The organism is Bradyrhizobium sp. 2S1 (genome assembly GCF_011516625.5).
GTDB lineage: Bacteria > Pseudomonadota > Alphaproteobacteria > Rhizobiales > Xanthobacteraceae > Bradyrhizobium > Bradyrhizobium septentrionale.
The window spans coordinates 127857-153619 of sequence record NZ_CP147717.1 but is presented as its reverse complement, the minus strand read 5'-3'; the positions used below and the strand labels follow the sequence as shown (position 1 = coordinate 153619).

15 protein-coding genes and 6 pseudogenes are annotated in these 25763 nt (G+C 60.8%); 9 read left to right on the top strand and 12 right to left on the bottom strand.

Features of this window, described 5'->3' with window-relative positions; all coding sequences use genetic code 11:
* Positions 1-6: 6 nt before the first annotated feature.
* The 8 genes and pseudogenes from HAP54_RS00675 to HAP54_RS00640 form a co-directional block, all read right to left on the bottom strand.
* On the bottom strand, positions 7-1317 hold the full coding sequence (locus HAP54_RS00675; protein ID WP_166298520.1) for an aminotransferase class III-fold pyridoxal phosphate-dependent enzyme: 1311 nt from the start codon (positions 1315-1317) through the stop codon (positions 7-9).
* Between the two features lie 30 nt (positions 1318-1347).
* Positions 1348-2862 carry an FAD-dependent oxidoreductase gene (locus HAP54_RS00670; RefSeq protein ID WP_166307282.1) on the bottom strand — a complete coding sequence of 505 codons (1515 nt, stop codon included), beginning with the start codon at positions 2860-2862 and terminating at the stop codon, positions 1348-1350.
* A gap of 389 nt (positions 2863-3251) precedes the next feature.
* A pseudogene (locus tag HAP54_RS00665) lies at positions 3252-3758 on the bottom strand (IS66 family transposase); the annotation flags it as partial.
* 98 nt (positions 3759-3856) lie between these two features.
* Positions 3857-4618, bottom strand: a complete 762-nt coding sequence (gene istB / locus HAP54_RS00660) for an IS21-like element helper ATPase IstB (RefSeq protein ID WP_029085260.1) — start codon at positions 4616-4618, stop codon at positions 3857-3859.
* A 16-nt stretch (positions 4619-4634) separates the two neighbouring features.
* Positions 4635-6176 (bottom strand): IS21 family transposase, encoded by a 1542-nt coding sequence (istA, locus tag HAP54_RS00655; RefSeq protein WP_166217180.1) that lies wholly within the window; start codon positions 6174-6176, stop codon positions 4635-4637.
* A gap of 151 nt (positions 6177-6327) precedes the next feature.
* On the bottom strand, positions 6328-6930 hold the full coding sequence (locus HAP54_RS00650) for a hypothetical protein (RefSeq protein WP_339156820.1): 603 nt from the start codon (positions 6928-6930) through the stop codon (positions 6328-6330).
* A 50-nt stretch (positions 6931-6980) separates the two neighbouring features.
* Complete coding sequence (locus HAP54_RS00645; RefSeq protein ID WP_166298519.1) at positions 6981-8267, bottom strand: ATP-grasp domain-containing protein; 1287 nt, start codon at positions 8265-8267, stop codon at positions 6981-6983.
* Entirely contained in the window at positions 8264-9133 is an 870-nt protein-coding gene (locus HAP54_RS00640; RefSeq protein WP_224496925.1) for an EamA family transporter, read from the bottom strand. Before HAP54_RS00640 ends, HAP54_RS00645 begins: the two co-directional genes overlap by 4 nt.
* A 72-nt stretch (positions 9134-9205) precedes the next feature.
* Between HAP54_RS00640 and HAP54_RS00635 the strand changes: the two genes are divergently transcribed.
* Entirely contained in the window at positions 9206-10540 is a 1335-nt protein-coding gene (locus HAP54_RS00635) for an IS1182 family transposase (protein ID WP_166202952.1), read from the top strand.
* Positions 10541-10743: 203 nt separating this feature from the next.
* Here HAP54_RS00635 and HAP54_RS00630 read toward each other — a convergent pair whose 3' ends face one another.
* Positions 10744-11337 (bottom strand): gamma-glutamyl-gamma-aminobutyrate hydrolase family protein, encoded by a 594-nt coding sequence (locus tag HAP54_RS00630; RefSeq protein WP_210292795.1) that lies wholly within the window; start codon positions 11335-11337, stop codon positions 10744-10746.
* A gap of 450 nt (positions 11338-11787) precedes the next feature.
* Positions 11788-13315, bottom strand: a pseudogene (gene cysC / locus HAP54_RS00625) (adenylyl-sulfate kinase); the annotation flags it as partial.
* A gap of 76 nt (positions 13316-13391) precedes the next feature.
* On the opposite strand from cysC, the gene HAP54_RS00620 reads away from it, so the two are divergent.
* Positions 13392-14743, top strand: a protein-coding gene (locus HAP54_RS00620) for an IS3 family transposase (RefSeq protein WP_166298338.1) whose coding sequence is annotated in 2 segments (ribosomal slippage) — positions 13392-13728 and positions 13728-14743 — 1353 coding nt in all. Because the reading frame shifts where the segments join, the coding sequence is not laid out codon by codon here.
* A gap of 394 nt (positions 14744-15137) precedes the next feature.
* Here the strand turns inward: HAP54_RS00620 and HAP54_RS00615 are convergent.
* Both HAP54_RS00615 and HAP54_RS00610 read right to left on the bottom strand, forming a co-directional pair.
* Positions 15138-15850: pseudogene (locus HAP54_RS00615) on the bottom strand (IS5 family transposase).
* A 264-nt stretch (positions 15851-16114) separates the two neighbouring features.
* Complete coding sequence (locus tag HAP54_RS00610) at positions 16115-17458, bottom strand: IS1380-like element ISBdi2 family transposase (RefSeq protein WP_166204320.1); 1344 nt, start codon at positions 17456-17458, stop codon at positions 16115-16117.
* Between the two features lie 1107 nt (positions 17459-18565).
* Between HAP54_RS00610 and HAP54_RS00605 the strand changes: the two genes are divergently transcribed.
* From HAP54_RS00605 to HAP54_RS00575, 7 genes and pseudogenes are all read left to right on the top strand, one after another.
* Positions 18566-18817, top strand: a complete 252-nt coding sequence (locus HAP54_RS00605; protein WP_312022757.1) for a hypothetical protein — start codon at positions 18566-18568, stop codon at positions 18815-18817.
* Between the two features lie 202 nt (positions 18818-19019).
* On the top strand, positions 19020-19187 hold the full coding sequence (locus HAP54_RS00600; RefSeq protein WP_166298518.1) for a hypothetical protein: 168 nt from the start codon (positions 19020-19022) through the stop codon (positions 19185-19187).
* A gap of 333 nt (positions 19188-19520) precedes the next feature.
* Entirely contained in the window at positions 19521-20864 is a 1344-nt protein-coding gene (locus HAP54_RS00595) for an IS1380-like element ISBdi2 family transposase (protein WP_166297949.1), read from the top strand.
* 311 nt (positions 20865-21175) lie between these two features.
* Positions 21176-21782, top strand: a pseudogene (fixJ, locus tag HAP54_RS00590) (response regulator FixJ).
* A gap of 78 nt (positions 21783-21860) precedes the next feature.
* Positions 21861-22627, top strand: a pseudogene (locus HAP54_RS00585) (IS5 family transposase).
* Between the two features lie 137 nt (positions 22628-22764).
* Positions 22765-24110: pseudogene (locus HAP54_RS00580) on the top strand (IS1380-like element ISBdi2 family transposase).
* 291 nt (positions 24111-24401) lie between these two features.
* Positions 24402-25745, top strand: a complete 1344-nt coding sequence (locus tag HAP54_RS00575) for an IS1380-like element ISBdi2 family transposase (RefSeq protein WP_166204320.1) — start codon at positions 24402-24404, stop codon at positions 25743-25745.
* Positions 25746-25763 lie beyond the last annotated feature (18 nt).

Here is a 25763-nt window from a genome sequence, read left to right as displayed (position 1 = left end):
CCGTTCTCATTCATGGGCTGGTGCAGTGAACCAGCGCCGAACTGCCTCAGGGCTCGCAACGAAGTGATCACCGGCAAACCGTATGGCGGCTGCAAGTCGATCCCGCTCGCCATTGCTGCTGTCCACCCGCGACTGCGCAGCCGGCAAGGCCTCTGCAGCTGCTTCAATAGCCGCCTGCACGTCGGCGTTCGACACCGCCGCGGACGGCATGAAGCGGCCGCCATATTGCATGAGGAAGCCTCGCGCCCACATCTGCTGGAAGAACGCCTGACCAAGCTCCGCGTCGGCAAAAACGACGTCGAACATGGTCGGCCATGCGAACGACCATGCTGCGACTTGCCGGCTCGCGAAGACCGCATTGAGTCCCTTGATCAGTTGCTCGCCAACCTCGCGCATCCGGGCCAGCGCGGTCCCGTCGCGTACCGCGTCCAACGTACTCAGCGCGGCCGCGAATGGAGTGACCTCGCGCTGATAGGTGTTGCCCATGTAGGTCTTTTCGCCGGAACTGAGGACATCCGCCCGACCCGCGACCGCGGACAATGCCATTCCGTTCGCCAGTCCTTTGCTCAGCGTAATCAGATCAGGCGTGAGGCCGACCGCCATGTGGTAGCCTCCGAAGGCGTAGCGGAATCCGGTCATCACTTCATCGACAATGAGCAAGGCGCCATGCCGATGCACCTGCCTCTGCAGCTCCTTATGGTATTCGGGCGGGAAGAAGTTGACCTCCGGCGTGATGATCACTGCCGCAACGCGCTCGACGCTGGCGAGCTCGTCGAGCAAGTCGAGGTCATAGCGGAAGTCCACGCTGTCCCGGTCGCGGTTAGGCAGCCCCATATCCGGTCGGTCCTGCAACTGCCAGTCGTGCCAGCCGTGATATCCGCTGGTGAGCACACGGTTCACGCCCGTGAACGCGCGGGCAAGGCGAACCGCAGCACTGGTAGCGCATGAGCCGGTGCGGAAGAACACCGCGCGTTCCGCGATCGGGAATATCTCAGCCAGCCGTTCGGCCAGTTCGATCCGGTGCACAGATAGCGGCCCGGGGAGGATGCCGCCGGTCCGGCGCATCTCAGCGGCGGCGTGCGCAACGACCGGCTCGTATCCGGCTCCTAGCGGCGCGGCCCCGCTACAGGACGTGAAATCGACATATTGCTTTTCATTGATATCCCACGCATGCGCGCCGGACGCGCGGGCCATCACGACCGGAAAGCGCCTGTTGAGATCCCATCTTTCCGAGGCGGTGACGCGGAGGGCGCGGCGCAGTGCGGATTTCGGCCCGTCGGTCGCGGCCACGGTACGACTAGGTATGTTGGTCGACAAGACCGGTCTCCGTTTGATGATCCACGCTCGTTAGATCAGCTGCGTGACTATTCTTCGAGCGATCCGCAGCGCGTTCGCCTGGATCGTGAAGGTCGGGTTGACGCCTCCCGCATAGGGGAAGAAGCCCCCATCCGCGACGTAGAGGTTGTCAATGTCGTGTACCCGGCCCCAGCGGTCGACCACCGATTGTGCCGGGTCGATCCCGGCCCGACAGCCGCCATGCAGATGCCCGCTGCCGAACTGATAGCCGGAATCTTGGTAATCGACCTTTTCCACGCCGGCCTCGGCCAGCAAGCTCGACGCGCGTCGTGACAGATAGCCTAATCGGCGTTTGTCCAGCGGATGGGTCGAGTAATCGAGAATGATCTTCTCTAAACCCAGCCGGTCCCGACTGGCGGCCAATCGGACGGCATTGTTGCGCATGGGCTGGTCGGCCGCCAGGAAATGCAGCCGTACGTTTGTCTCTCCGTGGTGGCCCGTGTGCTGAGCTCCACTGGCTTCGTAGATCATTCCGCCCAGTCCCGACGGCACCTCGTCGTCCAGGTAGTGATCGGATATCGCGACGGTGGAAAATGGGCCGCCAGAGGGGGGCGTGGAGAGCTGATCTATCCTGGTGCTGCCCGACACGTAGCCGCTGATCTTAAACGAGATGCCACCGCCGACCATACCAGAGGCATTGCCGATGCCGTTCGGCGCTGCCCGCTGCCTCGAACGGAGCAGCAGGGCCGCGGACTGCACTGCGTTGCCGGCGAGCACCACGCAGCGGGCGCGAACCCGGGCGCGTCGTCTGCTTAGCGTGTCGAGCCATTCTACCGAGTCCGCGCGGCTGACACTGGCCAGATCGATACTTACTGCCCTGCTGCCCGAAGCGACCGTCAGTGCGCCAGGCGGCAGGGTGACATCTGTGAATGGCGAGCGCGCATCGGCTCGCGCGCCGGTTGGGCACAGATGTTCGTTACAGGGACGGTCGCAATGACAGGCTGGCCGGTTGCGATATGGCAGTGAGTTGATTGCCAATGGGGTGGGGAACGGCAGCCGGCCCAGGCGCTTGGCCGCATCGGCAATCAACCGCCCCTGCGTGCTGTACTCATGGGGCGGCAGAATGGGAGGATCGCTCGGCGGCTCGAGCCGGTCCGCGCCGGCCAGACGGGCCACTCCCATCCGCCGTTCGAGTTCCTCATAGAAGGGGCGCAGTTCGGCGTAGTCGATCGGCCAGGCCGGGTCGAGTGCATCTCCAGCGGTATGCGCTCGTGCGTCAAAATCGATGATGCGATAACGGAAGGCTATTCCGGCATACAAAGTCATTCCACCGCCGAGCGCACAGACGGTCCACGGACGACCGAACGGAGTCAACGTACCTGCCGCAGACCGAACCAAGGCGGTATCCATGCGACTTTGGACGCTCGCCAGCGAGGCGTCGGGAGGAAGCGCCTGACCTGCCTCAAGGAGGAGCACTCGCAAACCGCTTTGGGCGATCTCGTAGGCGACCATCGAGCCGCTGGCGCCGCTCCCGATCACGCATACATCAACGGCATCGGCCGTCATTGTCTCACCCTCTGCCAATAGGCCGGCGATACGCAATCCCGACCTATTCAATATTCGGCAACTGCCGTGACAGCTGCCATCGTCAGCGTTGTACGTACGCTAGGTCTCCGCGACCGCCACAGACTACCGGTGTGGCTTCGCCCGTTTGCCAAAGGATCGTCGCGAACACCTCGGCATCGTACAATGTGACGCTACGTTCGATTCGAGCCTCTTCGCTGGTAAACGCATGAATATGATCACGAGGCCCTTCCAGGAGCTACGAGAATATCGAAGAGAACGAGCATGCTTGAAGTCGTGATCCACCAGCAACCTGTACGCGCGGGCGAGCGCACGCGCTTTGCGCGAGCGAACGAAAAGTGGCCAGGATTGGTCAAAGGTAAGCGCTGTTTTCAGGCCACAGCTTTGAGGTCGTGACGGCAATAGGCCCACGGCAGCAGGTGATCGATCTCGTTATTCGGATGACCGTTGACGATCCTGGTGAGCGCGTCGGTCAAGTAGGCAAGCGGATCGACATCGTTCAGCTTACAGGTTTCGACCAGGGAGGCGATGATAGCCCAGTGCTCGGCACCACCGTCGGAGCCTGCGAACAGCGCATTTTTCCGGTTGAGCGTGATCGGACGGATCGAGCGCTCTACGGCGTTGTTGTCGAGCTCGATACGGCCATCATCGATAAAGCGCGTCAGGCCCTCCCAGCGTGAGAGCGCATAGCGGATGGCGTCGGCCAGCTTGCCCTTTTGGCTGATCAACGCGAGCTTTGCGCGGAGCCACTGCTCGAAGGCTTCCGCGAGCGGTCGGCTTTTCTGTTGCCGAACGAGACAGCGCTCCTCGGCGCTACGGCCACGGATGTCCTTCTCGATGGCATAGAACTCGGCGATATGCTTGAGCGCCTCGCCCGCTGCATATTTCAGTGATGGTGAGCAGCGATTTCGCGCGATCATGAGCGGCGAATTCAGACGATCGTGAGCAGCCCGCTCCGGCCGAGGCGGTGATAGAGTCAGCGTTCTGGCTGCTCGTCAAGGGTGATGGTTCTGGCGTTGCGTTTTCGCATGCTTTCGCCGGCAAGCTGGAGGCGGTGAGCGTTATGGACGAGGCGATCGAGGACAGCGTCGGCGTAGGTTGGGTCTCCGATAACTTCGTGCCATGTGTCCACAGGGAGTTGGCTGGTTACGATGGTGGAGGCGCGGCCATGGCGGTCCTCAAGGACTTCCAGTAGATCGCGCCGTTCGGCAGCGGTGAGCACTGACAATCCCCAATCGTCCAAAATCAGAAGCTGGGCGCGGCCAAGGGTTTTGAGCAAGCGGGCATAACGTCCATCCCCCCGCGCGAGTGCCAACGCTTCGAACAATCTTGGGACGCGATGATAGAGAACCGAGCGATTGTCGCGGCAGGCCTTGTGGCCGAGGGCACAGGCTAACCAACTTTTGCCCAATCCGGTCGCTCCGGTTATGAGCAAATTCTCGTGGCGATCGATCCAGTCGCCGCTGACCAGCTTGGCGAAGACGGCCCGGTCGATACCCCGCGGCGTGCGCAAATCGACGTCCTCCAAGCAAGCATTCTGGCGGAGCGCGGCCAGCTTGAGGCGCGTAGTGAGCCGCCTGGTGTCGCGTTCCGCGGCTTCCCGGTCGACCAGCAGGCCGATGCGATCTTCGAACGGCAAGGCTTCGAGATCAGGTGATCGTCGCTGCTCCTCGAAGGCCTTGGCCATGCCGCTCAAGCCGAGCTCGATCAGGCGTTCGTGGGTGGGATGGGTGAGCATACAGGTCTCCTTGGCTTCAGTGGAAATAATCCCGGCCGCGGATGTTGCCGTGGCGCAGGGGTTGGGGTTCGGAGGGCTCGTCGAGAAAGGTGCGATCCAGGCCGTTCTGGAGGATGGAGCGGATCGAGGCGACGGATCGCGCCTTGATCAGAATGCCGCGCCGGCAGGCCGCGTCGACGCGCTCGGCGCTGTAGCTTTTGGCCAGCGACAGAATGCCGAGGCAGGTGCGAAAGCCTTGCTCGGGATGCGGCCGGGCCGCGATCACGGCCTGGAAGAAGGCGGCGGTCGACGGACCGATCCGCTCGCCGGCGGCGATCACTCCGGCGGGCGTCCATTGGCCGTAGCGCCGATGGGCGCTGGGCATGTGGTCGGCGGTGGTGGTGTGGCCCCGCCGGTTGGGCGCGCGGGCGTGGCTGGCGATCCTGCGGCCGTTGTGGAAGATCTCGACCGTCCTGTCGTCGATGCGGGCATCGACAAGCTCACGGATGAGCCGATATGGCGTGGAATACCAGTGTCCATCGATCTCGATATGATAGTCGGGGCCGACCCGGCATCGCTTCCAGCGCGCGAAAGCGTAAGCCTGATCCGGCAGCTTTGTGAGCTTGGGCTTGTCGAGTTCGGAGAACAGTTCGGCGCGGCTGGCGCCAAAGTCGCGCATCTGCCGGGCATTGAGTTCGACGACGAGTATTTTGATGGCTGCGTTCAGCTCCGCCAACGAAAAGAAGCGTTGGTTGCGCAGCCGCGCCAAAATCCATCTCTGGGCGACTTGCACCGCAACTTCGACCTTTGCCTTATCTTTTGGGCGCCGCGGCCGGGCTGCGAGAATGGCCGTGCCGTAATGGCTCGCCATCTCGGCATAGGTTCGGTTGAGGCCAGGATCGTGGCGGTCGGGATTGGTGACGGCGGCCTTGAGATTGTCGCAGACCACGAATGTCGGCGCGCCGCCGAGGAAGGCGAAAAGGTTGATGTGGACCCGGATCCAGTCGGCGAGCCCCTCGCTTGGGCAGGCCTCGGCGTAGGTATAGTTGGAGGCGCCCATCGCTGCGACGAACAGCTTCATCGACTGCACTTCCCCACTTGAGGGGGCGATGACGTCGATGGTGTCGCCGGCGAAATCCACGAAAACCTTCTCGCCGCCCAGATGGGTCTGCCGCATCGAAGGCCGGGCTCGCCCCTTCCAGGCCTCGTAGGTCGTGCAGAACCATGTGTAGCCGAATCCATCGGGATGGCTGGCGCGATACTCGTCCCACAGCAGCCGGCGGGTCACGTTGCGCCGGCGCAGCTCCTTGTCGACATAGCCCCAGTCGGGAACGGGCCGCTGTGGGCTCTGTGACGCAGGCCTCGGCGCAGGGAAAAGCAGCAGCTCCAGGTCTTCGTCGGTCATTCCGACCGGCAACGGCCAGTTCAGTCCGGCAGCCCCGGCTCGGCGCAGATAGCTGTGCACGGCTCCGTTGCTGATGCCCAGGGTGCGCGCGATGGCTCGCTCCGGCAAGCCTTGAACATGTTTTAAGCGGAGAACCTCTTTGATCCGGCGCATCGACAATCTCTGGGTGGGCATCGGCCTTCCTCGTTCACTGACGAGGCAGTTCCTAAGCCGGTTGAGTTGTCGGCCGAAGCGGGCTGAGCCGCTGAAAAGCTGCTCACGATCCCGCGAAATCCGTGCTCACGATCGTCTGAAATCTCTGCTCACGATCCCCTGAAATCCGTGCTCACGATCCCGCGAAACATGCAGCCTCCAGCGCATCACAATCATGAAGTGACGCTTCAATGACGCCAGGCCCCGTTTCAAAGTGCAGCCCGATAAGAGGTATTCTGGCCTTGTCACAAAGCACCAAGATCTCACCGAACAGCTCCTGGTGTGCGACAGAGCGCGCAATCGAGTAACCGAATGGACCACGCGTTAACGGAACCCATTTGTCAAAGGGCTTCTCTTCTATCGTGTCTGCGTTCTCCTTGAACAGCATAAATTCAAACTCGAACCCGGCAGCGCAGCTGTATCCATGGATAGCAGCCCTTCGAAGGACCTTGCGCAGAACGCCACGCGGGCAAATACCCTCATGCGCGCCCGTAAACTCGGCGAGGTAGAGGCGTTGATCCCCGACATAAGACACAGCACGTCCGGTGCTTGACAGTATACGCAGATCGGCGTCTCCGAACGCCGACAGAGGCTTCTGCGTGAAGCCGGCTGGTATCACTCGGTCCGAACAATCCCAGGCGAGCACCGCTTCAGAGAACTTGATGACTCCGTCTCGATCCGAGACATCTTCCTGTAAGATGTGTTTGCCCCGCAGGACGCCATCAAAATCACTCACACCGATCATTGTCGCGTGGGTTGGATTCACCCCAATAGCATCGGTTAACATCAGTTGCGATCCTGCGTCATCAAATCAAACACGTGGTCCATCCGCATCGCTCGCAACTTGCGATAATCATCCTCAAGCTGATTCAATTCGTTATTCACCAGATAAACAATTCCCGGTGTCGATGCTAAGTCGACCGTCGGAACCAGGTTTTGGCCTATCGGAACGAAAGCAATGGCATCAGCGAAGCTCGGGAGCTTGCGAATCGTTTCCAGACCCGAATAGCCGCTAACAACACCGGCCGTGTCGGAAATCAGCGAGACGCACAGTGCATGAGCCTGCCGTTTGTAAGCCCCACGCCGCCTCATATACGCAGCAAAGCCTTGGGGATCTGCGTAGCGCCACGCCGTCAGCGCCATATGGTTATGACCCAACGCCATTGTTCGTGCTTTTGCCGACATGGTTCCTTGAAGCCTCGCTCCGAAGTCCACCAAAACCGGTCCCCGATGGTCGACGATGATCTCGGCATGAGCAGGTCCGTCGACAATCTGAAGCGCCTGCAAAGCGCGCACCAAGTAGTCGGACAGTTCATGAACAATCGGTTCCCTGCCCCCCAACAACCGCTCCACCGAGCAAACCGACGACGCCCCCTCAATAGGAACGGTGTCATAGGTCCAGGCCTCGGTAACGAAGGCTTCGCCGTCGATCGAGACCGCATTTACGGTGTACTGCTGGCCGTTTATCTTCTCCTGTCCAAGCGCAAAATGATTGAACGCTCCTGTACGGTTCGTCTTCCCGACAATTGCGCCTACAGCTCTCCGAATATCGGCGTCAGTCGAGCAAAAGAACACATCCTCGGTACCCGTACTGTTCAGAGGCTTGACCACGATTTCATCGAAATCCGCGCGATGCTTCCAGTTTGTGACCTCTTCAGCATTATTGGACACGACCTGCCTGATCGATCGCACGCCTGCAGCGCCCAGCGCGTCAGACAAACGCGCCTTGTCACGTCGGGCGGCTGACAGCGCCGTCCCATTTGAAGGTAACCCTAGCCGCTCCGACAGCGAGTCGGCGAGCTCAACACCGGTTGAGCACCCCGCGATAACAAACTCCAGCTTCCTGCCGCGGAGGACCTGAGCATGAAATTCAACGATCTCCTCATTAGACATTTGCTCGGGCGGACGAATGACTTCATCACACAGATCTGCATTGAAATGCGGTTGAAAGATCGCAGGAATTTGCGCAGCAGACATCACGTGCACCGTTCCAATTTCATAACACTCAAACTCCTCCGGTAGGTATCGACCGGTCGAGTATGCGTCCACGATTACGCAACTGCGTTCCTTCATGCGGATCTCCGATACTGCAAGTAGATGTTGCCCGAGGCGACAGCCGTAATGAGAACATTTCCAACGAACGTATGTGAGGAAGGCACGATGCGAGAATCGAAGTACTGGAACAGAAAGGTGATGATAGGAGCCGTGGACAGGACCATGTTGACTGTGAAGGGCTCTACGCGGCGAATGCCCGCTTGGATCAAGAGCAAAGGAACGATGATCGTCGACAGCCCAATCGTTGCGATTGCAAGCCAATGCTGCGAGATCTCAAGCACGAGAGAGGAATAGTCAACCAGTCCCAGCAGCAGCAGAATGGTTGCGTTAAACCGATGGGCCAGCACTTGCCGTACAGAAAACCCACGGTCGAAGAGCAACTTGACGAGAATATTTGTGAGGGCCAGCGATAGACCGGCCACGATTGCCAAGACGATGCCAAAGGACGATCGAGTCCCCCACTCCATGCCCGCGTTGCCGCTAGCCGAGATCCAAATCATGTAGCATCCAATCGCCGCGATCGTAACGCTCACGACAACATCGGATGCTGGAGGGACGCCCTGTCGCCTGATCAGTGCATTTAACCACACTGTTGCTGTGGGCCCTAACGCCACCATGAACGCGACGACGATCGCCGGTTCTGCATATTTGAGACCGATGAACAAGCCGATCCAGCTTATCGCGGTCACGACATTGAGCGAGACAAGAACCAGGAGCGAGCGCTTCGTCAGCCGCGCCTCGCCTCCCTCGTGGCGAGCTAGGAGATTGAACATTAGACAAACCGCAGCAAAGGACAGCAGCAGAGCGACGAACACGTCTGCCTGCTGAAAATACGACGCGGCATAAACCTCCCCTGCGGCGCTCACGACGACATAAAGCGCCACAAAGAGAACTCCTAGGAGCTTGTCTGGATAGTCGCTGTTCAAATCTGGTCGGGTCTGATTCAACATTGGGCGATGAGCAAGTATTTTCGGCCTTGGAACATCGATCAGACGCTGCTTCTGCCGCCGAATGTGCAGGACTTCGTGCCGAAAGGCCATGTCTCGCGGTTTATGGTTGACCTGGTGCGGGAGAGCCTCGATCTCAGGGAGATCATGGGCAGCTATGTGAGCGGGCTTGGGCAGCCGCCGTTTGATCCGCGGATGATGGTGGCGCTGCTGCTGCATAGCTATGCGAGTGGGCTGTATTCGTCGCGTCGGATTGCCAAGGCCTGCCGGGAGCGGAACGATTTTGTGATGATCGTGGCGCTGGATGCGCCGGATTTTCGGACGATCAGCGACTTTCGCAAGCGACATTTGAAGGCGCTCGGCGCGCTATTCGTGCAGGTTCTGAAGTTGTGCGAGACGGCCGGGCTGGTCAAGCTCGGTCATGTCGCGCTGGATGGTACGAAGATCAAGGCGAACGCGTCGAAACACAAGGCGATGAGTTATGAGCGCATGAAGAAGCGCGAGGCGGAATTGAAGGCCGAGGTCGCTCGCATGCTGGCGGCCGCCGAGGCGGCGGATGCCTCGGAGGATGAGACTTTCGGCAACAGCGACGAACTGCCGGACTGGACCGTCGACAAGCAGAAACGGCTGGCGAAGATCCAGCAAGCGATGGCGGCGCTGGAAGCGGACGCCAAACTGGCGGCGGAGGAAGAGCGCCGCATCGAGGCCGAAAAGGAACAGCAGCGCCAGGCCGAAGGCCGCAAGAAGCCGGGCAAACCGGCGGCGCTGCCATCGGAGGAACCCAATCCCAAGGCGCAACGCAACTTCACCGATCCGGAAAGCCGCATCATGAAGTCGAAGGATGGCTTCGTTCAGGCCTATAATGCCCAGGCGGCCGTCGATGCACATGCCCAGATCATTGTCGCGCAAGAACTGACCCAGCACGGCAGCGATCAGGGCCAGTTGGTGCCCCTGATCGAGGCCATCGAGAGCAATCTTGGCCGCAAGCCGCGGCAGGCCTCAGCGGATTCCGGCTACTGCAGCGAAGCCAATCTCGAAGCGCTCGACACACGCAGCATCGATGGCTATGTCGCGCCCGGACGCGCCAAGCACCCGACAGTAGCGAACGGAAAAGTCGGCGGCCCGCTGACACAGGCCATGCGAAAGAAGATCGACGATGGCGGCTTCGAAACACCCTACCGATTGCGAAAGCAAGTGGTGGAGCCGGTGTTCGGGCAGATCAAACAGGCAAGAGGCTTCCGCCAGTTCCTGTTGCGGGGCATCGAGAAAGTGCGCGCCGAGTGGACAATGATCTGCACCGTCCATAACCTCCTCAAGCTGTTCAACCTCGCAAACGCAGCCTGAGCCTGCTACTCTACAACAAATGCCCGTCACGAAAACATATCTGGACGGGCTCCTAGAGCGAAGCGACTTGCCGATCGCCCGCTCTTGTTCTGCCCATGGAATGCTGCAGCACGCCCCCAGAACCATGCTCGCGCATCAGTCCCGAGCGCCTCTCCTTTCGACCTTAACGGACCGCGCTTCGATTGAAATGTCACCATCCGCCTCTATTGCTTCTTTGTTTGGCGATAGGCAGCACACGCCGCTCCAAATGCCGCGAACAATTGCTGGCTGAGGAGATCGGTTGCTACGTGCCATTCGGGATGCCATTGCACTCCGATTTGCATTGTCGGCGCGCCAATGACTGAAGCTGCCTCGACCAGGCCGTCAGGCGCCCACGCCTCGCGCTTTAGCGCGGCGGCAAGTGTCTCTATGCCTTGATTGTGCAGGGAGTTAACTTGCGCTGCGACGGCGCGCGCGATCGGAAACAGCGCACCGTCAGAACATATTCTCACGCTGTGTGCGGCATCGTACTGGCGGTCCCTTGGACGATCTGGTTTCTCGGCATGCATCTGGCCACTCTCGGGCCTCCACGCCGCTAGCGATGGCCGGAGTGTGCCGCCGAAATAAACGTTGAGTTCCTGAAGTCCACGGCAGATGCCTAGCATCGGCATTCCGAGCGCAGTGGCGTTCTCAATGGCTACCGCAGAGAGCCTGTCGCGAGGGCGGTCAAGAGTCCCGCCCTCAACATCCTGCTGGTCATCCCCTGTCGACAACAGGATGGTCGGCGTTTCGCCTGCTAGCTCGATGCCTGCAGACAAGTGAAGTTGGCTGATCCTCTGGCTTCATGCGCGATCCTTGCCGAAACCAGGCCGGAATACCGGGTTTCTGCAGGCGGATCTTCGCGCTGATCAGTGTGTAGAAGACCTTGAAGCGCTTGAGCAACGAGATTGCCTGACCGCGACGCCGCGCGGTGGTCCTTTATCATTGCGTCGTAGACTCTGACCTGGAGCATGGGACGGCGTTTCTTGAGCTCCTCCGCTCCTGCCCAAGCTCCATCTCTGGTCGCGAATTCGGTTTTGAACTGACCGTCGACTTCGCGCACGTAACCAGAAGCGGGCAATCGACGAGCGGGTGCGACCATTTTGTTCCTTTAGAGGACAATTCGGATCGATGCCCCTGCTTAACCCGAGTCGCCTTGGCCAGCCAGCAGACTGGTGAGCTCATCTCCTACAAAATCTATCGTGCGATGCGCAGTGTCAGGTTCTGCGCTACGAACCGCCAAGGATTGCGCGCGCTATCAAGGCACCGACCACAACTTCCGCTGACTGCTCAGGCGTTTGCTCCATGGTCCTGAGATGAATTTCGGGTCTTATGGGGGCTTCGTAGGACGCATCGATGCCGGTGAAGCTCTTGATCTTACCGTACTTCACTCTTGAATAGAGACCTTTGGGATCGCGCCGCGTGCATTCTTCGATCGGCGTGTCGACAAAGACTTCGATGAACTCCTCCCCACCTACCAAGCCGCGCACCAGGTCTCGATCCGCCCTGTAAGGCGAGATAAACGAGCAGATCACGATCAAGCCGCTGTCCGCCATCAACTTGGCAACTTCTCCGACACGCCGAATGTTCTCCGCGCGGTCGACATCGGAGAAACCGAGGTCCACATTTAGTCCGTGCCGGACGTTGTCCCCATCCAGCAACATGGCATGCCGCGACATTGCAAACAACTTCTGATCGACGATATTGGCAATCGTCGACTTTCCCGCGCCGGACAGGCCGGTGAACCAGATAATGCAAGGCTTCTGGTTCTTGACCGCTCCTTCCTTCCCACGTCAAGGGGTTGCCAGGCGACGTTTGCAGCCCGTCGCAATGGAGATGCGATCATGCCGGCTGCGACCGTACGATTGGTATAACGGTCGATGAGGATGAATGATCCGGTCTTGCGATTCACTTCGTAAGGATCGAACGCCGCGGGCAGTGCCGTTGAGACATTGCAAAAGCCGATCTCATTGAGACTCAGCGTCCTAGCTGCCTGATGCTCACGCGTATTGACGTCGATCTCGTGCTTGATTGCGGTAATGTAAGCGGCTGTGGTCTGCGTCCCGATGCGCAGAATGTAGTTGCGTCCGACAATAAGCGGGTCCTCATCCATCCAGATCAGATGAGCGGCGAACTTGTCGGCGACCTGCGGCCGCTCGGTCGGTCGTGCCAGGAGATCGCCACGGCGGACATCGATCTCGTCTTCAAGCGCAATCGTGATGGCGTCGCCGGACTCAGCGCAAGCGAGATCGCCGTCCCGAGTCACGATCCGCTTGATTCGCGCGATCCGCCCGGATGTGGCGACAACGATATCGTCTCCCACAGAAATGCTCCCCGAAGCCACGGACCCGGCATAACCGCGGAAATATTCGGCCGGTTCACCCACTGGACAGGAAAGCGGAACGCCTGGCCCGCGCTGTCGGAGCCGATGTCAATGCTCTCAAGGTGACCGAGCAGGCATGGGCCATCATGCCACTGAGTATTACAGGAGCGATCGACGACATTGTCGCCGTACCGGGCGGAGATCGGAATCGGAACGATCGAGGCAAAGCCAAGATCGGCAGCAAACGCCACATAGTCTGCGAAGATCCGGTCAAAGATCTCTTTTTTGTAGCTAACGAGGTCAATCTTGTTCACGGCCAGGACGAGATGCCGAATACCAAGCAGCGAACAGATGAAGGAGTGGCGCTTGGTTTGGACCAGCACGCCCTTGCGTGCATCGATCAGGATGACCGCGAGTTGAGCGTTGTGTTTGCCGTCAGGGCGTGTGAGACAAATTGAAGGATTTTGCGGAGGGAGGATTTCTGGTTCATCGTAGCCACCAGGAGCGAAGATGAAGCAGAAATCCGGACCGGGCAAAGCGCCGGCAGAACAGGTACTAAGGGACATTCGGCGCCAGACCCGCCGGCAGTATTCGGCGGAAGAGAAGATCCGCATCGTGCTGGAAGGACTGCGGGGCGAGGAGAACATCTCCGAGCTCTGCCGGCGTGAGGGCATTGCCGCCTCAATGTATTACGGCTGGTCGAAGGAGTTCCTCGAAGCCGGTAAGCGCCGCCTGGCGGGCGATACGGCGCGTGCGGCGACCTCCGGCGAGGTGACGGATCTCCGTCGTGAGACGGCCGCATTGAAGGAAGTCGTGGCCGACCTCACCCTTGAGAACCGCCTACTCAAAAAAAGCATGAACGGGGATGGGGAGGACGAGGCATGAGATATCCTGCGTCCGAGAAGGCCGAGATCATCCAGTTGGTCGAGCAGTCGCACCTGCCGGCCAAGCGCACGCTGGACAAGCTCGGGATCCCACGCGCCACGTTTTATAGATGGTATGATCGCTATCGTGATGGCGGCGTCGAGGCGCTGGCTGACCACCGGTCTCGACCTGACCGGATATGGAATCGCATCCCCGACGATGTGCGGGGCCAGATCATCGACCTGGCGCTGGAGCTGCCCGAGCTGTCGCCGCGCGAGCTGGCCGTGCGGTTCACCGACGAACGGAAGTATTTTGTCTCCGAGGCATCGGTCTATCGGCTGCTGAAGGCGCATGACCTCATCACCAGCCCCGCCTATGTGGTGATCAAGGCGGCGAACGAGTTCAAGGACAAGACCACCGCCATCAACCAGCTCTGGCAGACCGACTTTACCTACCTCAAGATCACCGGCTGGGGCTGGTACTACCTGTCGACCGTGCTCGATGACTTCTCGCGTTACATCGTCGCCTGGAGGCTTGGTCCCACGATGTGTGCCTCCGACGTCACGGCCACACTCGACCAGGCACTCGCGGCCTCCGGCCTTGACCACATCACCGTCGCGCACCGGCCGAGGCTTCTCAGCGACAATGGTTCGAGTTACGTCGCGGACGATCTGGCCAGGTGGCTCGAACACAAGGGCATGCAGCACGTGCGCGGCGCTCCGTATCATCCCCAAACCCAGGGAAAGATCGAGCGCTGGCATCAGACCCTGAAGAACCGCATTCTGCTCGAGAACTATTATCTACCTCACCACCTCGAACGGCGGATCGGCGCCTTCGTCGAGCATTACAACCACGTCCGCTATCATGAGAGCATCAAAAACCTGACCCCGGCTGACGTCTACTTCGGCAGAGCCGAGACCATCCTAACCGAACGACAGCGCATCAAGCGTGAGACCATCGCAAACCGCCGCTTGCAGCACCAACTGCAGGCCGCTTAAACTCCAACAACAGATGAGCCAGAGCCTCCCTTCTCGAAAGCCTGATTAGTCTCAAATTATCTGACGACGGACAATCTCGCGACCAAGCGCGCGCAGGGTTTGTTCGTTAGGGCAGTCGTCCGGGAGACCTGTATACTTCTCCTTTCCGGCGTCGGCGGCGCAGCGGGCCTTAGCCCGACACAGGCCGCACACCCGCTGCAGATCGCGCATTACGTCACCATGACGAGCGGCAAGCGCATTCTCGGAAAAACCGGCAAGTGCGAGGCGCTTGCTTAAGAGTTCAGGAGAACCCGGACTTTGAGCCATCCTGCGAAAGGCGGACGTGGACAGATTAAGCTCACGCGCGATCGCATCGATGTCGTGAGAGCTCAAGTAAGCTAGGGCCTGTTTGGATTCATCTTGAATTTATCACAGCGGCGGTGAGATTGATCATGGCTTCGAAGCTGATATCTGTTTTGTCGGCTCGCATGGCGATCCGCTTGAATTCCTTGAGCTTGCAGAAGAAATTTTCGATCAGATGTCGCCATTTGTAGATTTCCGCGTCGATGGCGAGAGGTTTTGCGCGCCGCGGGTGCTGGGAGATGACGACCTTGGCGCCGCGTGCGTCGAGGTCGGCAATGATGGCGTTGCTGTCGAACGCCTTGTCGGCGATCATCGCATCGAAGGTCAGCCCTTCGATCAACGGCGGGACGCCGACCGTGTCGAAGCGCTGTCCTGGCAGCAGCACGAAACGCAGGAGATTGCCGAGCGCGTCGGTCAGTGCCAGGATTTTGGTGGTCATTCCGCCTTTCGAGCGGCCGATCGCCTGGTTTTGCGTCCCCCTTTTGCGCCCTGTCCGTGGCGGTGGACTTTGACGATGGTGGCATCAACCATGACGTACTCCATGTCCGGCTCGTCCGAGACCGCATCAAACATGCGCTTCCAGACGCCCGCCTTGGCCCAGTCGCGGAAGCGCGTGTACACGGTTATCCAGTTGCCGAAGGCGCGCGGCAGATCGCGCCACGGACTGCCCGTGCGCGCAATCCACAGCACGGCTTCGACAAACAGCCGGTTGTTATTGCCGCTCCGGCCGGGATCACCCGGCTTGCCAAGACAAAGCGGCTCCATCTTCGCCCATTGGGCATCAGTCAAAACGAATCGGTCCATCCCAAGCTTGAATCACAACCAAGCCAGGATGAGAATCCGGAATCCAAACAGGCCCTAGCCCGTCCTATTCGTGAGAGTGCTTTTTTTAGTCCGATTGATGTGGCCGCACATCTGCTCTGACGAGGCGCGCGGGATTGCCTTCGGCTTTTCACCGCCTGACCGACCCGTACTTTGCAACGCGCTTGAGGTGTAGGTTGGGCGAACGGGGGGCGGACGCCCCGCCGGTCAAGGACCGAGAGGCAGCAGCGCGCCTGGCAAGCCGCGGATCAGGTCGGCTTCGGGACATGCCGCGGCAAACGCAAGGCGAATGCGGCTCGTGGTCTCGACGACACGGGCAGCGAGTTTCAAGAGACGAAGACGCAGCGTCGCGAACTCGGCTGTGGCCAATTCCCGGGCTTTGGGAATCGCGTCGCGCACGGTCAGCATCAGCCAATAAGCGGCGGTGTGGAGAACGAGGCGGACTTGATTGGCGAGCGCCGAACGGCAGCTGGTGCGATCGGAGGCGAGCTGTGTCTTATGCAGCTTGATCAGATTCTCGGCTTGGCCGCGCGCGCAATACAGGCTGTCGTAGATCCACTCGGCCGAGCCGACATCGAGGCTGGTGACGACGAAACGGATGTCGAGGCCGAGCATCGTCGCCTCAATACGGGCGACGGTACGCCGTTCGCGATCCCAGGACTTGGCCTTGTGGCGCGTCTCGGTATAGCCACGCAGAACCGGCAGGTTCTCGATGGCGCGTCGCGTGCGGATGTCGTCGGCGGCCTCGTCGAGTTTTCTGGCGAGCGGCTTGGTGCCGGACAGACCGAAGATGTAGTCGATGCCGTTGGTCTCGCACCACGCCATTGCCTCCGGCCGGGCATAGTGCCCGTCGCCACGGAACGTAATTCGCGTGTTGTGCCACCGCGTCCGGATATGCCGTATCAGGCGGCGCAGATGGGCACGCACCTCGACGCCGCCCGGCGTCTTGCCGGGCCGCAACACGACCGCCACGGGCCGGCTCTTCTCCGTGTCGTAGACGTGGATCGGCAGGAAGCAGCGTTCGTCATAATGAGCGTTGAACAGCGAGAGCTGCTGATGGCCGTGGACGACATCGCAGGTATCATCGATGTCGAGCGTGACGGATGCCGGCTCGCGCGGGTAGCTATCCATCCATGCGTCGACCAAAGTGTAGGTCAGTCGGATCACGTCGCGCAGGCGCGGAGCATTCTCCAGCCGCGACAGCGTCGGTTGGGAACACAGATCGCGACCCGTGTCCGGCAGCCGTCCGCAGGCCAGCTTGAATGCGGGATCGGACCGCAGATGATCGAGGTCGTCGGCGTCCTCGTAGCCGCAGCAGATCGCGAACATGCGCGCGCGGAACATATCGACAAGGCTGTGCACGACCCGCGTCGGATCGCGCCGATCCGGGAACACCCGGGCCAAATTGTCGGCCAAGCCGAGACGCCGCTCGGCCATCGCCAGAAGCATCACGCCCCCGTTCGAGGTCAGCCGACCGCCATCGAAGGCAGCTGTGACTTTCTTGGCGTGAACGGCTGGAAACGAGAAGGGCAGAATCGTATCATCGGTCATGGCGGGCCTGGCGTTCGCGGTTGAGGTGATGGGGTTGGCTTTGCAACCGAATCCTACGCCGCATCAGCGCTTTACACCACGCTCGCCAGCCTCTCAGGCGCACTCTGACGAATAAGACGGGCTAGCTCAGATGACCGAGACAGGCTTGCTCGTAACCGCCTAAGCAGATTTCTGAACCGCCAAGGACGACCGATATGTGCAGATTGGCTCACCGTGTGTCACATCCCTCGAAAGAGCCTTAGCTGATGGCGGCCCATGGGATTTGACATGCATCAAAATGGGGCCGAGCAAATCGCTCCAATCAACCAAGCCGATACATGTTGCTGCAGGGACGCTGTGCTCCTCGCACCGGGCTCACCGCTGGCGATTCTCGACGTGCATCGGCTTTTTTGACCTGCATCAATACTGCGGCGGCGGCTTAGCGATAGAAAAGACGTTCCGGTCAAGGTCAGAGACATGGCAGACAGAAGGACTTGGCGGCCCATCATCTTTTCGTGTCCAAATACCGGCGACCGGGTTCAAGGACTGCTGCCGGATGACGCCTCCGAGCTAGGCGCCGACGACCTGCCCCAATAACCTGCGCTGCTTGTGATGGCGTCCACTTCGTCGACCGGCGGACCGGCGCAATGATTGGGGCCGAGCGCAGCTAGATCGATCGGCATGGCATCAAGCGAAGCCGGGGGCGTCACATTTTCGCTTGGACACGCCCGCCAGGCTCGCAAGGACGCGTTGAGGCCATCCATCTCACGCTCGCCCACTTGGGAGTCTTCTCACCAATGAAGGATGTTCGACATGAAAGACCACGGGAACACTTGTGGCGCCGCTGGCACGACTTCGCAGGCAGCAGTTCAGTCTGATTTCTGCAAGACAGCGGCCGATACTAGCCGGCATTGTCTTGAGCAGGGCGGGATCTTCTCGATCGTAGCCGGGAAGCTGTATCGGAGCGTTAATCCTCGTAATTCAGTTAGCGAGCGGATCATGTCCCATCACGGGTTCAACGAACTATGACTTATAGGACCTGGACGGCAACCGAAGCGATCGAGATCACGCGCCGCTCGGCCAATATTTGGCTCAACCTGTTCCCGCACCGACCAAGCGAACTGATCCATGCTGTTCAGAAGGTTGCCCCAATTGTCTATTCGCGGCGATAAACACCATACAGCATCTACTGACAAGATGACGTGGGAACGGATCGAAGCGGCGCCCTTTGATCGGGATCTGGAGATTGCCGTCATTGAGGGTAATACCATTCACCGGCTGGTGTTTCCTTGCCGCCGGATCTTCGGCGGCTGGATTAAGACCAAGACCGGAGAACACGTCGCTGTGCGACCCACACACTGGCGCATCTGGTCGAAATAGCGGGCCATCCAGCACTTAGATGCCGTGAATGCTACGCTTCCACTCAGTGGCCCTCTCGCAGGCGATGTAGAGCGAATCGAATGAGTGTGCTTGGCGCGAAATATGCCGACCGCATCCGGTATCGCTATGGCACTGAGGGACCGCGGCTGCATGGGTTTAATCTGAACTCGTGCACGTCTCGCGGCCGACCACCATGGGTGAGATGGCATCGGCCATCGCCCATGAAATCAACCAGCCAGTCTTCGCCACTACAAACTACCTGCTCGGGCCGGCATCAGACAAGCCAGACGTCAATCGCGTTGGTAACGCGCTCGAACACGCCGCCCGACAGGCCTCCTCGCGCCGACGATATCGCCAGGCGCTCACGTGAATTCGCGGCCAATGGCGAGCGGCAGGACTTAGTGGAGAATGCGCCAGGATGCGCTGAACCTGATGGGAACGGCAATCGAGACGATGGCTTCCCTACTGGTGCTGAAAATTGACCGTCGGGGCTACCAAGACGGCCTGGCCAGGTTTACTCGTGCTGGTAGCGGCCCCAGCATTAGCCCCGACCGCCTGTTTCAACCCCTTGTCACGAGTTAACCCGTCTTATTCGTCAGAGTGCGCCTGAGAGGCTGGCGAGCGTGGTGTAAAGCGCTGATGCGGCGTAGGATTCGGTTGCGAAGCCAACCCCATCACCTCAACCGCGAACGCCACGCCCGCCATGACCGACGATACGATTCTGCCCTTCTCGTTTCCAGCCGTTCACGCCAAGAAAGTCACAGCTGCCTTCGATGGCGGTCGGCTGACCTCGAACGGGGGCGTGATGCTTCTGGCGATGGCCGAGCGGCGTCTCGGCTTGGCCGACAATTTGGCCCGGGTGTTCCCGGATCGGCGCGATCCGACGCGGGTCGTGCACAGCCTTGTCGATATGTTCCGCGCGCGCATGTTCGCGATCTGTTGCGGCTACGAGGACGCCGACGACCTCGATCATCTGCGGTCCGATCCCGCATTCAAGCTGGCCTGCGGACGGCTGCCGGACACGGGTCGCGATCTGTGTTCCCAACCGACGCTGTCGCGGCTGGAGAATGCTCCGCGCCTGCGCGACGTGATCCGACTGACCTACACTTTGGTCGACGCATGGATGGATAGCTACCCGCGCGAGCCGGCATCCGTCACGCTCGACATCGATGATACCTGCGATGTCGTCCACGGCCATCAGCAGCTCTCGCTGTTCAACGCTCATTATGACGAACGCTGCTTCCTGCCGATCCACGTCTACGACACGGAGAAGAGCCGGCCCGTGGCGGTCGTGCTGCGGCCCGGCAAGACGCCGGGCGGCGTCGAGGTGCGTGCCCACCTGCGCCGCCTGATACGGCATATCCGGACGCGGTGGCACAACACGCGAATTACGTTCCGTGGCGACGGGCACTATGCCCGGCCGGAGGCAATGGCGTGGTGCGAGACCAACGGCATCGACTACATCTTCGGTCTGTCCGGCACCAAGCCGCTCGCCAGAAAAGTCGACGAGGCCGCCGACGACATCCGCACGCGACGCGCCATCGAGAACCTGCCGGTTCTGCGCGGCTATACCGAGACGCGCCACAAGGCAAAGTCCTGGGATCGCGAACGGCGTACCGTCGCCCGTATTGAGGCGACGATGCTCGGCCTCGACATCCGTTTCGTCGTCACCAGCCTCGATGTCGGTTCGGCCGAGTGGATCTACGACAGCCTGTATTGCGCGCGCGGCCAAGCCGAGAATCTGATCAAGCTGCATAAGACACAGCTCGCCTCCGATCGCACCAGCTGCCGTTCGGCGCTCGCCAATCAAGTCCGCCTCGTTCTCCACACCGCCGCTTATTGGCTGATGCTGACCGTGCGCGACGCGATTCCCAAAGCCCGGGAATTGGCCACAGCCGAGTTCGCGACGCTGCGTCTTCGTCTCTTGAAACTCGCTGCCCGTGTCGTCGAGACCACGAGCCGCATTCGCCTTGCGTTTGCCGCGGCATGTCCCGAAGCCGACCTGATCCGCGGCTTGCCAGGCGCGCTGCTGCCGCTCGGTCCTTGACCGGCGGGGCGTCCGCCCCCCGTTCGCCCAACCTACACCTCAAGCGCGTTGCAAAGTACCGGTCGTCAGGCGGTGAAAAGCCGAAGGCAATCCCGCGCGCCTCGTCAGAGCAGATGTGCGGCCACATCAATCGGACCAAAAAAACGCACTCTCACGAATAGGACGGGTTAAGAGCATCGTATGGGGGTTGGACTATCAATCGGATGGGCGATCATCGAATCCCATGGCGGCCACATCCTCGCAGAAACGAATCCGGGCGGGAGTGCGATCTTTCAGTTCACCCCGCCATTTGCGGAGGTTGGTGAAGACGCATGATTATGCGGCGCATTCTTGTGATCGATGATGACGCCGCGATGCGGGATTCGCTCGCGCTTCTGCTTGATGTAAAAGGCTTTTGCGTAGCAGCCTATGAGAGGGCGAACCAGTGCCTCGATGAGGTCGCTAGCGGCCCTGTCGACTGTATTATCTCAGACATCCGCATGCCCGGCATGAGTGGCCTCGAACTGCTGCGCAAACTCAAGGCCGATCGTGTCGGCTATCCTGTCGTCCTGATAACTGGGCATGGCGACGTATCGCTTGCAGTCGAAGCGATGAAGGCGGGTGCGGCCGATTTTATCGGGAAGCCGTTCGAGGATGAGGTGCTATTGCGTTCCGTCCATAGTGCGTTGGACGCGCGGCCGATCAAGCCAATCGGTGACTGCAGCAAAACTGCAGGCGGACGCCCGCCTCGCAGATCTCTCGGCGCGCGAACGTGACGTCCTGCACGGACTATTAGCCGGCAGAATCAACAAGGTGATCGCCCGGGATCTTGGCATCAGCCCCCGGACAGTCGAGGTTTACCGCGCTAACCTCATGGCCAAGACCGATGCCCGCAGCATTGCCGAGTTGATGCGGATCGCCATCGTCTCAGGGCTCTAGGTGGTGTGGACTCTAAGGATTCCCTTTTAGGAGCAAATCAGATTCAAGGCTGCTTTTGGGGAGGCCGCCTTGGGTGTGATGGACCGTTTGGTATTGAGCGACGCGGCGTGGGAGCGGATAGCGCCGCTGATCATAGGGCGCCCCGATCAGAAGGGCTCCACCGGGCGCGACAACCGGATGTTCGTGGAAGGTGTGCTGTGGATCGTGCGTACGGGGTCTCCCTGGCGCGATCTTCCGGAGGTGTTTGGGGACTGGAACAGCGTGTTCCGGCGCTTCAGTCGATGGAGCATCAAGGGTGTTTGGTGGCGGATCTTCGAGGCGATGTCCGATGATCCGGACTTCGAATATCTGATCGTCGATTCCACCATCGTTCGGGCGCATCAGCACGCCGCCGGCGCCAAAAAGGGGGGTCTGAAGATCAAGCGGAAGATCAAGCGATCGGCCGCTCGCGCGGCGGCCTGAGCACCAAGATACATATGGCCGTTCGAGGCTTGGGATGTCCGGTGCGGTTCACGCTCACCGCAGGTCAGAAGGGCGATGCACCGCAAGCCGCCGCATTGATCGAAGGCTTATCCGCCGAGGTCGTCATGGCCGATACGGCCTATGACGCCGATCACTTGCGCCAAGCCATCGCCGCCAAAGGCGCGCTCGCCGTGATCCCCAACAACCCGTCACGCGCGCTCAAATATCCACTCGACAAGCATTTCTATGCCCAGCGTCATCTCGTCGAATGCTGCTTCTCAAAGCTCAAGCAGTTCCGCCGCGTCGCAACCCGCTTCGAAAAAACGGCCCGGAACTACCGGGCCGTCGTCACTCTCGCAGCCATCGTTCTATGGATGCGCTAGTGTCCACACCACCTAGCCCGTCTTATTCGTCAGAGTGCGCCTGAGAGGCTGGCGAGCGTGGTGTAAAGCGCTGATGCGGCGTAGGATTCGGTTGCAAAGCCAACCCCATCACCTCAACCGCGAACGCCAGGCCCGCCATGACCGATGATACGATTCTGCCCTTCTCGTTTCCAGCCGTTCACGCCAAGAAAGTCACAGCTGCCTTCGATGGCGGTCGGCTGACCTCGAACGGGGGCGTGATGCTTCTGGCGATGGCCGAGCGGCGTCTCGGCTTGGCCGACAATTTGGCCCGGGTGTTCCCGGATCGGCGCGATCCGACGCGGGTCGTGCACAGCCTTGTCGATATGTTCCGCGCGCGCATGTTCGCGATCTGCTGCGGCTACGAGGACGCCGACGACCTCGATCATCTGCGGTCCGATCCCGCATTCAAGCTGGCCTGCGGACGGCTGCCGGACACGGGTCGCGATCTGTGTTCCCAACCGACGCTGTCGCGGCTGGAGAATGCTCCGCGCCTGCGCGACGTGATCCGACTGACCTACACTTTGGTCGACGCATGGATGGATAGCTACCCGCGCGAGCCGGCATCCGTCACGCTTGACATCGATGATACCTGCGATGTCGTCCACGGCCATCAGCAGCTCTCGCTGTTCAACGCTCATTATGACGAACGCTGCTTCCTGCCGATCCACGTCTACGACACGGAGAAGAGCCGGCCCGTGGCGGTCGTGCTGCGGCCCGGCAAGACGCCGGGCGGCGTCGAGGTGCGTGCCCATCTGCGCCGCCTGATACGGCATATCCGGACGCGGTGGCACAACACGCGAATTACGTTCCGTGGCGACGGGCGCACTATGCTCGGCCGGAGGCAATGGCGTGGTGCGAGACCAACGGCATCGACTACATCTTCGGTCTGTCCGGCACCAAGCCGCTCGCCAGAAAAGTCGACGAGGCCGCCGACGACATCCGCACGCGACGCGCCATCGAGAACCTGCCGGTTCTGCGTGGCTATACCGAGACGCGCCACAAGGCAAAGTCCAGGGATCGCGAACGGCGTACCGTCGCCCGTATTGAGGCGACGATGCTCGGCCTCGACATCCGTTTCGTCGTCACCAGCCTCGATGTCGGCTCGGCCGAGTGGATCTACGACAGCCTGTATTGCGCGCGCGGCCAAGCCGAGAATCTGATCAAGCTGCATAAGACACAGCTCGCCTCCGATCGCACCAGCTGCCGTTCGGCGCTCGCCAATCAAGTCCGCCTCGTTCTCCACACCGCCGCTTATTGGCTGATGCTGACCGTGCGCGACGCGATTCCCAAAGCCCGGGAATTGGCCACAGCCGAGTTCGCGACGCTGCGTCTTCGTCTCTTGAAACTCGCTGCCCGTGTCGTCGAGACCACGAGCCGCATTCGCCTTGCGTTTGCCGCGGCATGTCCCGAAGCCGACCTGATCCGCGGCTTGCCAGGCGCGCTGCTGCCGCTCGGTCCTTGACCGGCGGGGCGTCCGCCCCCCGTTCGCCCAACCTACACCTCAAGCGCGTTGCAAAGTACCGGTCGTCAGGCGGTGAAAAGCCGAAGGCAATCCCGCGCGCCTCGTCAGAGCAGATGTGCGGCCACATCAATCGGACTAAAAAAAGCACTCTCACGAATAGGACGGGCTAGCCCGTCTTATTCGTCAGAGTGCGCCTGAGAGGCTGGCGAGCGTGGTGTAAAGCGCTGATGCGGCGTAGGATTCGGTTGCAAAGCCAACCCCATCACCTCAACCGCGAACGCCAGGCCCGCCATGACCGATGATACGATTCTGCCCTTCTCGTTTCCAGCCGTTCACGCCAAGAAAGTCACAGCTGCCTTCGATGGCGGTCGGCTGACCTCGAACGGGGGCGTGATGCTTCTGGCGATGGCCGAGCGGCGTCTCGGCTTGGCCGACAATTTGGCCCGGGTGTTCCCGGATCGGCGCGATCCGACGCGGGTCGTGCACAGCCTTGTCGATATGTTCCGCGCGCGCATGTTCGCGATCTGCTGCGGCTACGAGGACGCCGACGACCTCGATCATCTGCGGTCCGATCCCGCATTCAAGCTGGCCTGCGGACGGCTGCCGGACACGGGTCGCGATCTGTGTTCCCAACCGACGCTGTCGCGGCTGGAGAATGCTCCGCGCCTGCGCGACGTGATCCGACTGACCTACACTTTGGTCGACGCATGGATGGATAGCTACCCGCGCGAGCCGGCATCCGTCACGCTCGACATCGATGATACCTGCGATGTCGTCCACGGCCATCAGCAGCTCTCGCTGTTCAACGCTCATTATGACGAACGCTGCTTCCTGCCGATCCACGTCTACGACACGGAGAAGAGCCGGCCCGTGGCGGTCGTGTTGCGGCCCGGCAAGACGCCGGGCGGCGTCGAGGTGCGTGCCCATCTGCGCCGCCTGATACGGCATATCCGGACGCGGTGGCACAACACGCGAATTACGTTCCGTGGCGACGGGCACTATGCCCGGCCGGAGGCAATGGCGTGGTGCGAGACCAACGGCATCGACTACATCTTCGGTCTGTCCGGCACCAAGCCGCTCGCCAGAAAACTCGACGAGGCCGCCGACGACATCCGCACGCGACGCGCCATCGAGAACCTGCCGGTTCTGCGTGGCTATACCGAGACGCGCCACAAGGCCAAGTCCTGGGATCGCGAACGGCGTACCGTCGCCCGTATTGAGGCGACGATGCTCGGCCTCGACATCCGTTTCGTCGTCACCAGCCTCGATGTCGGCTCGGCCGAGTGGATCTACGACAGCCTGTATTGCGCGCGCGGCCAAGCCGAGAATCTGATCAAGCTGCATAAGACACAGCTCGCCTCCGATCGCACCAGCTGCCGTTCGGCGCTCGCCAATCAAGTCCGCCTCGTTCTCCACACCGCCGCTTATTGGCTGATGCTGACCGTGCGCGACGCGATTCCCAAAGCCCGGGAATTGGCCACAGCCGAGTTCGCGACGCTGCGTCTTCGTCTCTTGAAACTCGCTGCCCGTGTCGTCGAGACCACGAGCCGCATTCGCCTTGCGTTTGCCGCGGCATGTCCCGAAGCCGACCTGATCCGCGGCTTGCCAGGCGCGCTGCTGCCGCTCGGTCCTTGACCGGCGGGGCGTCCGCCC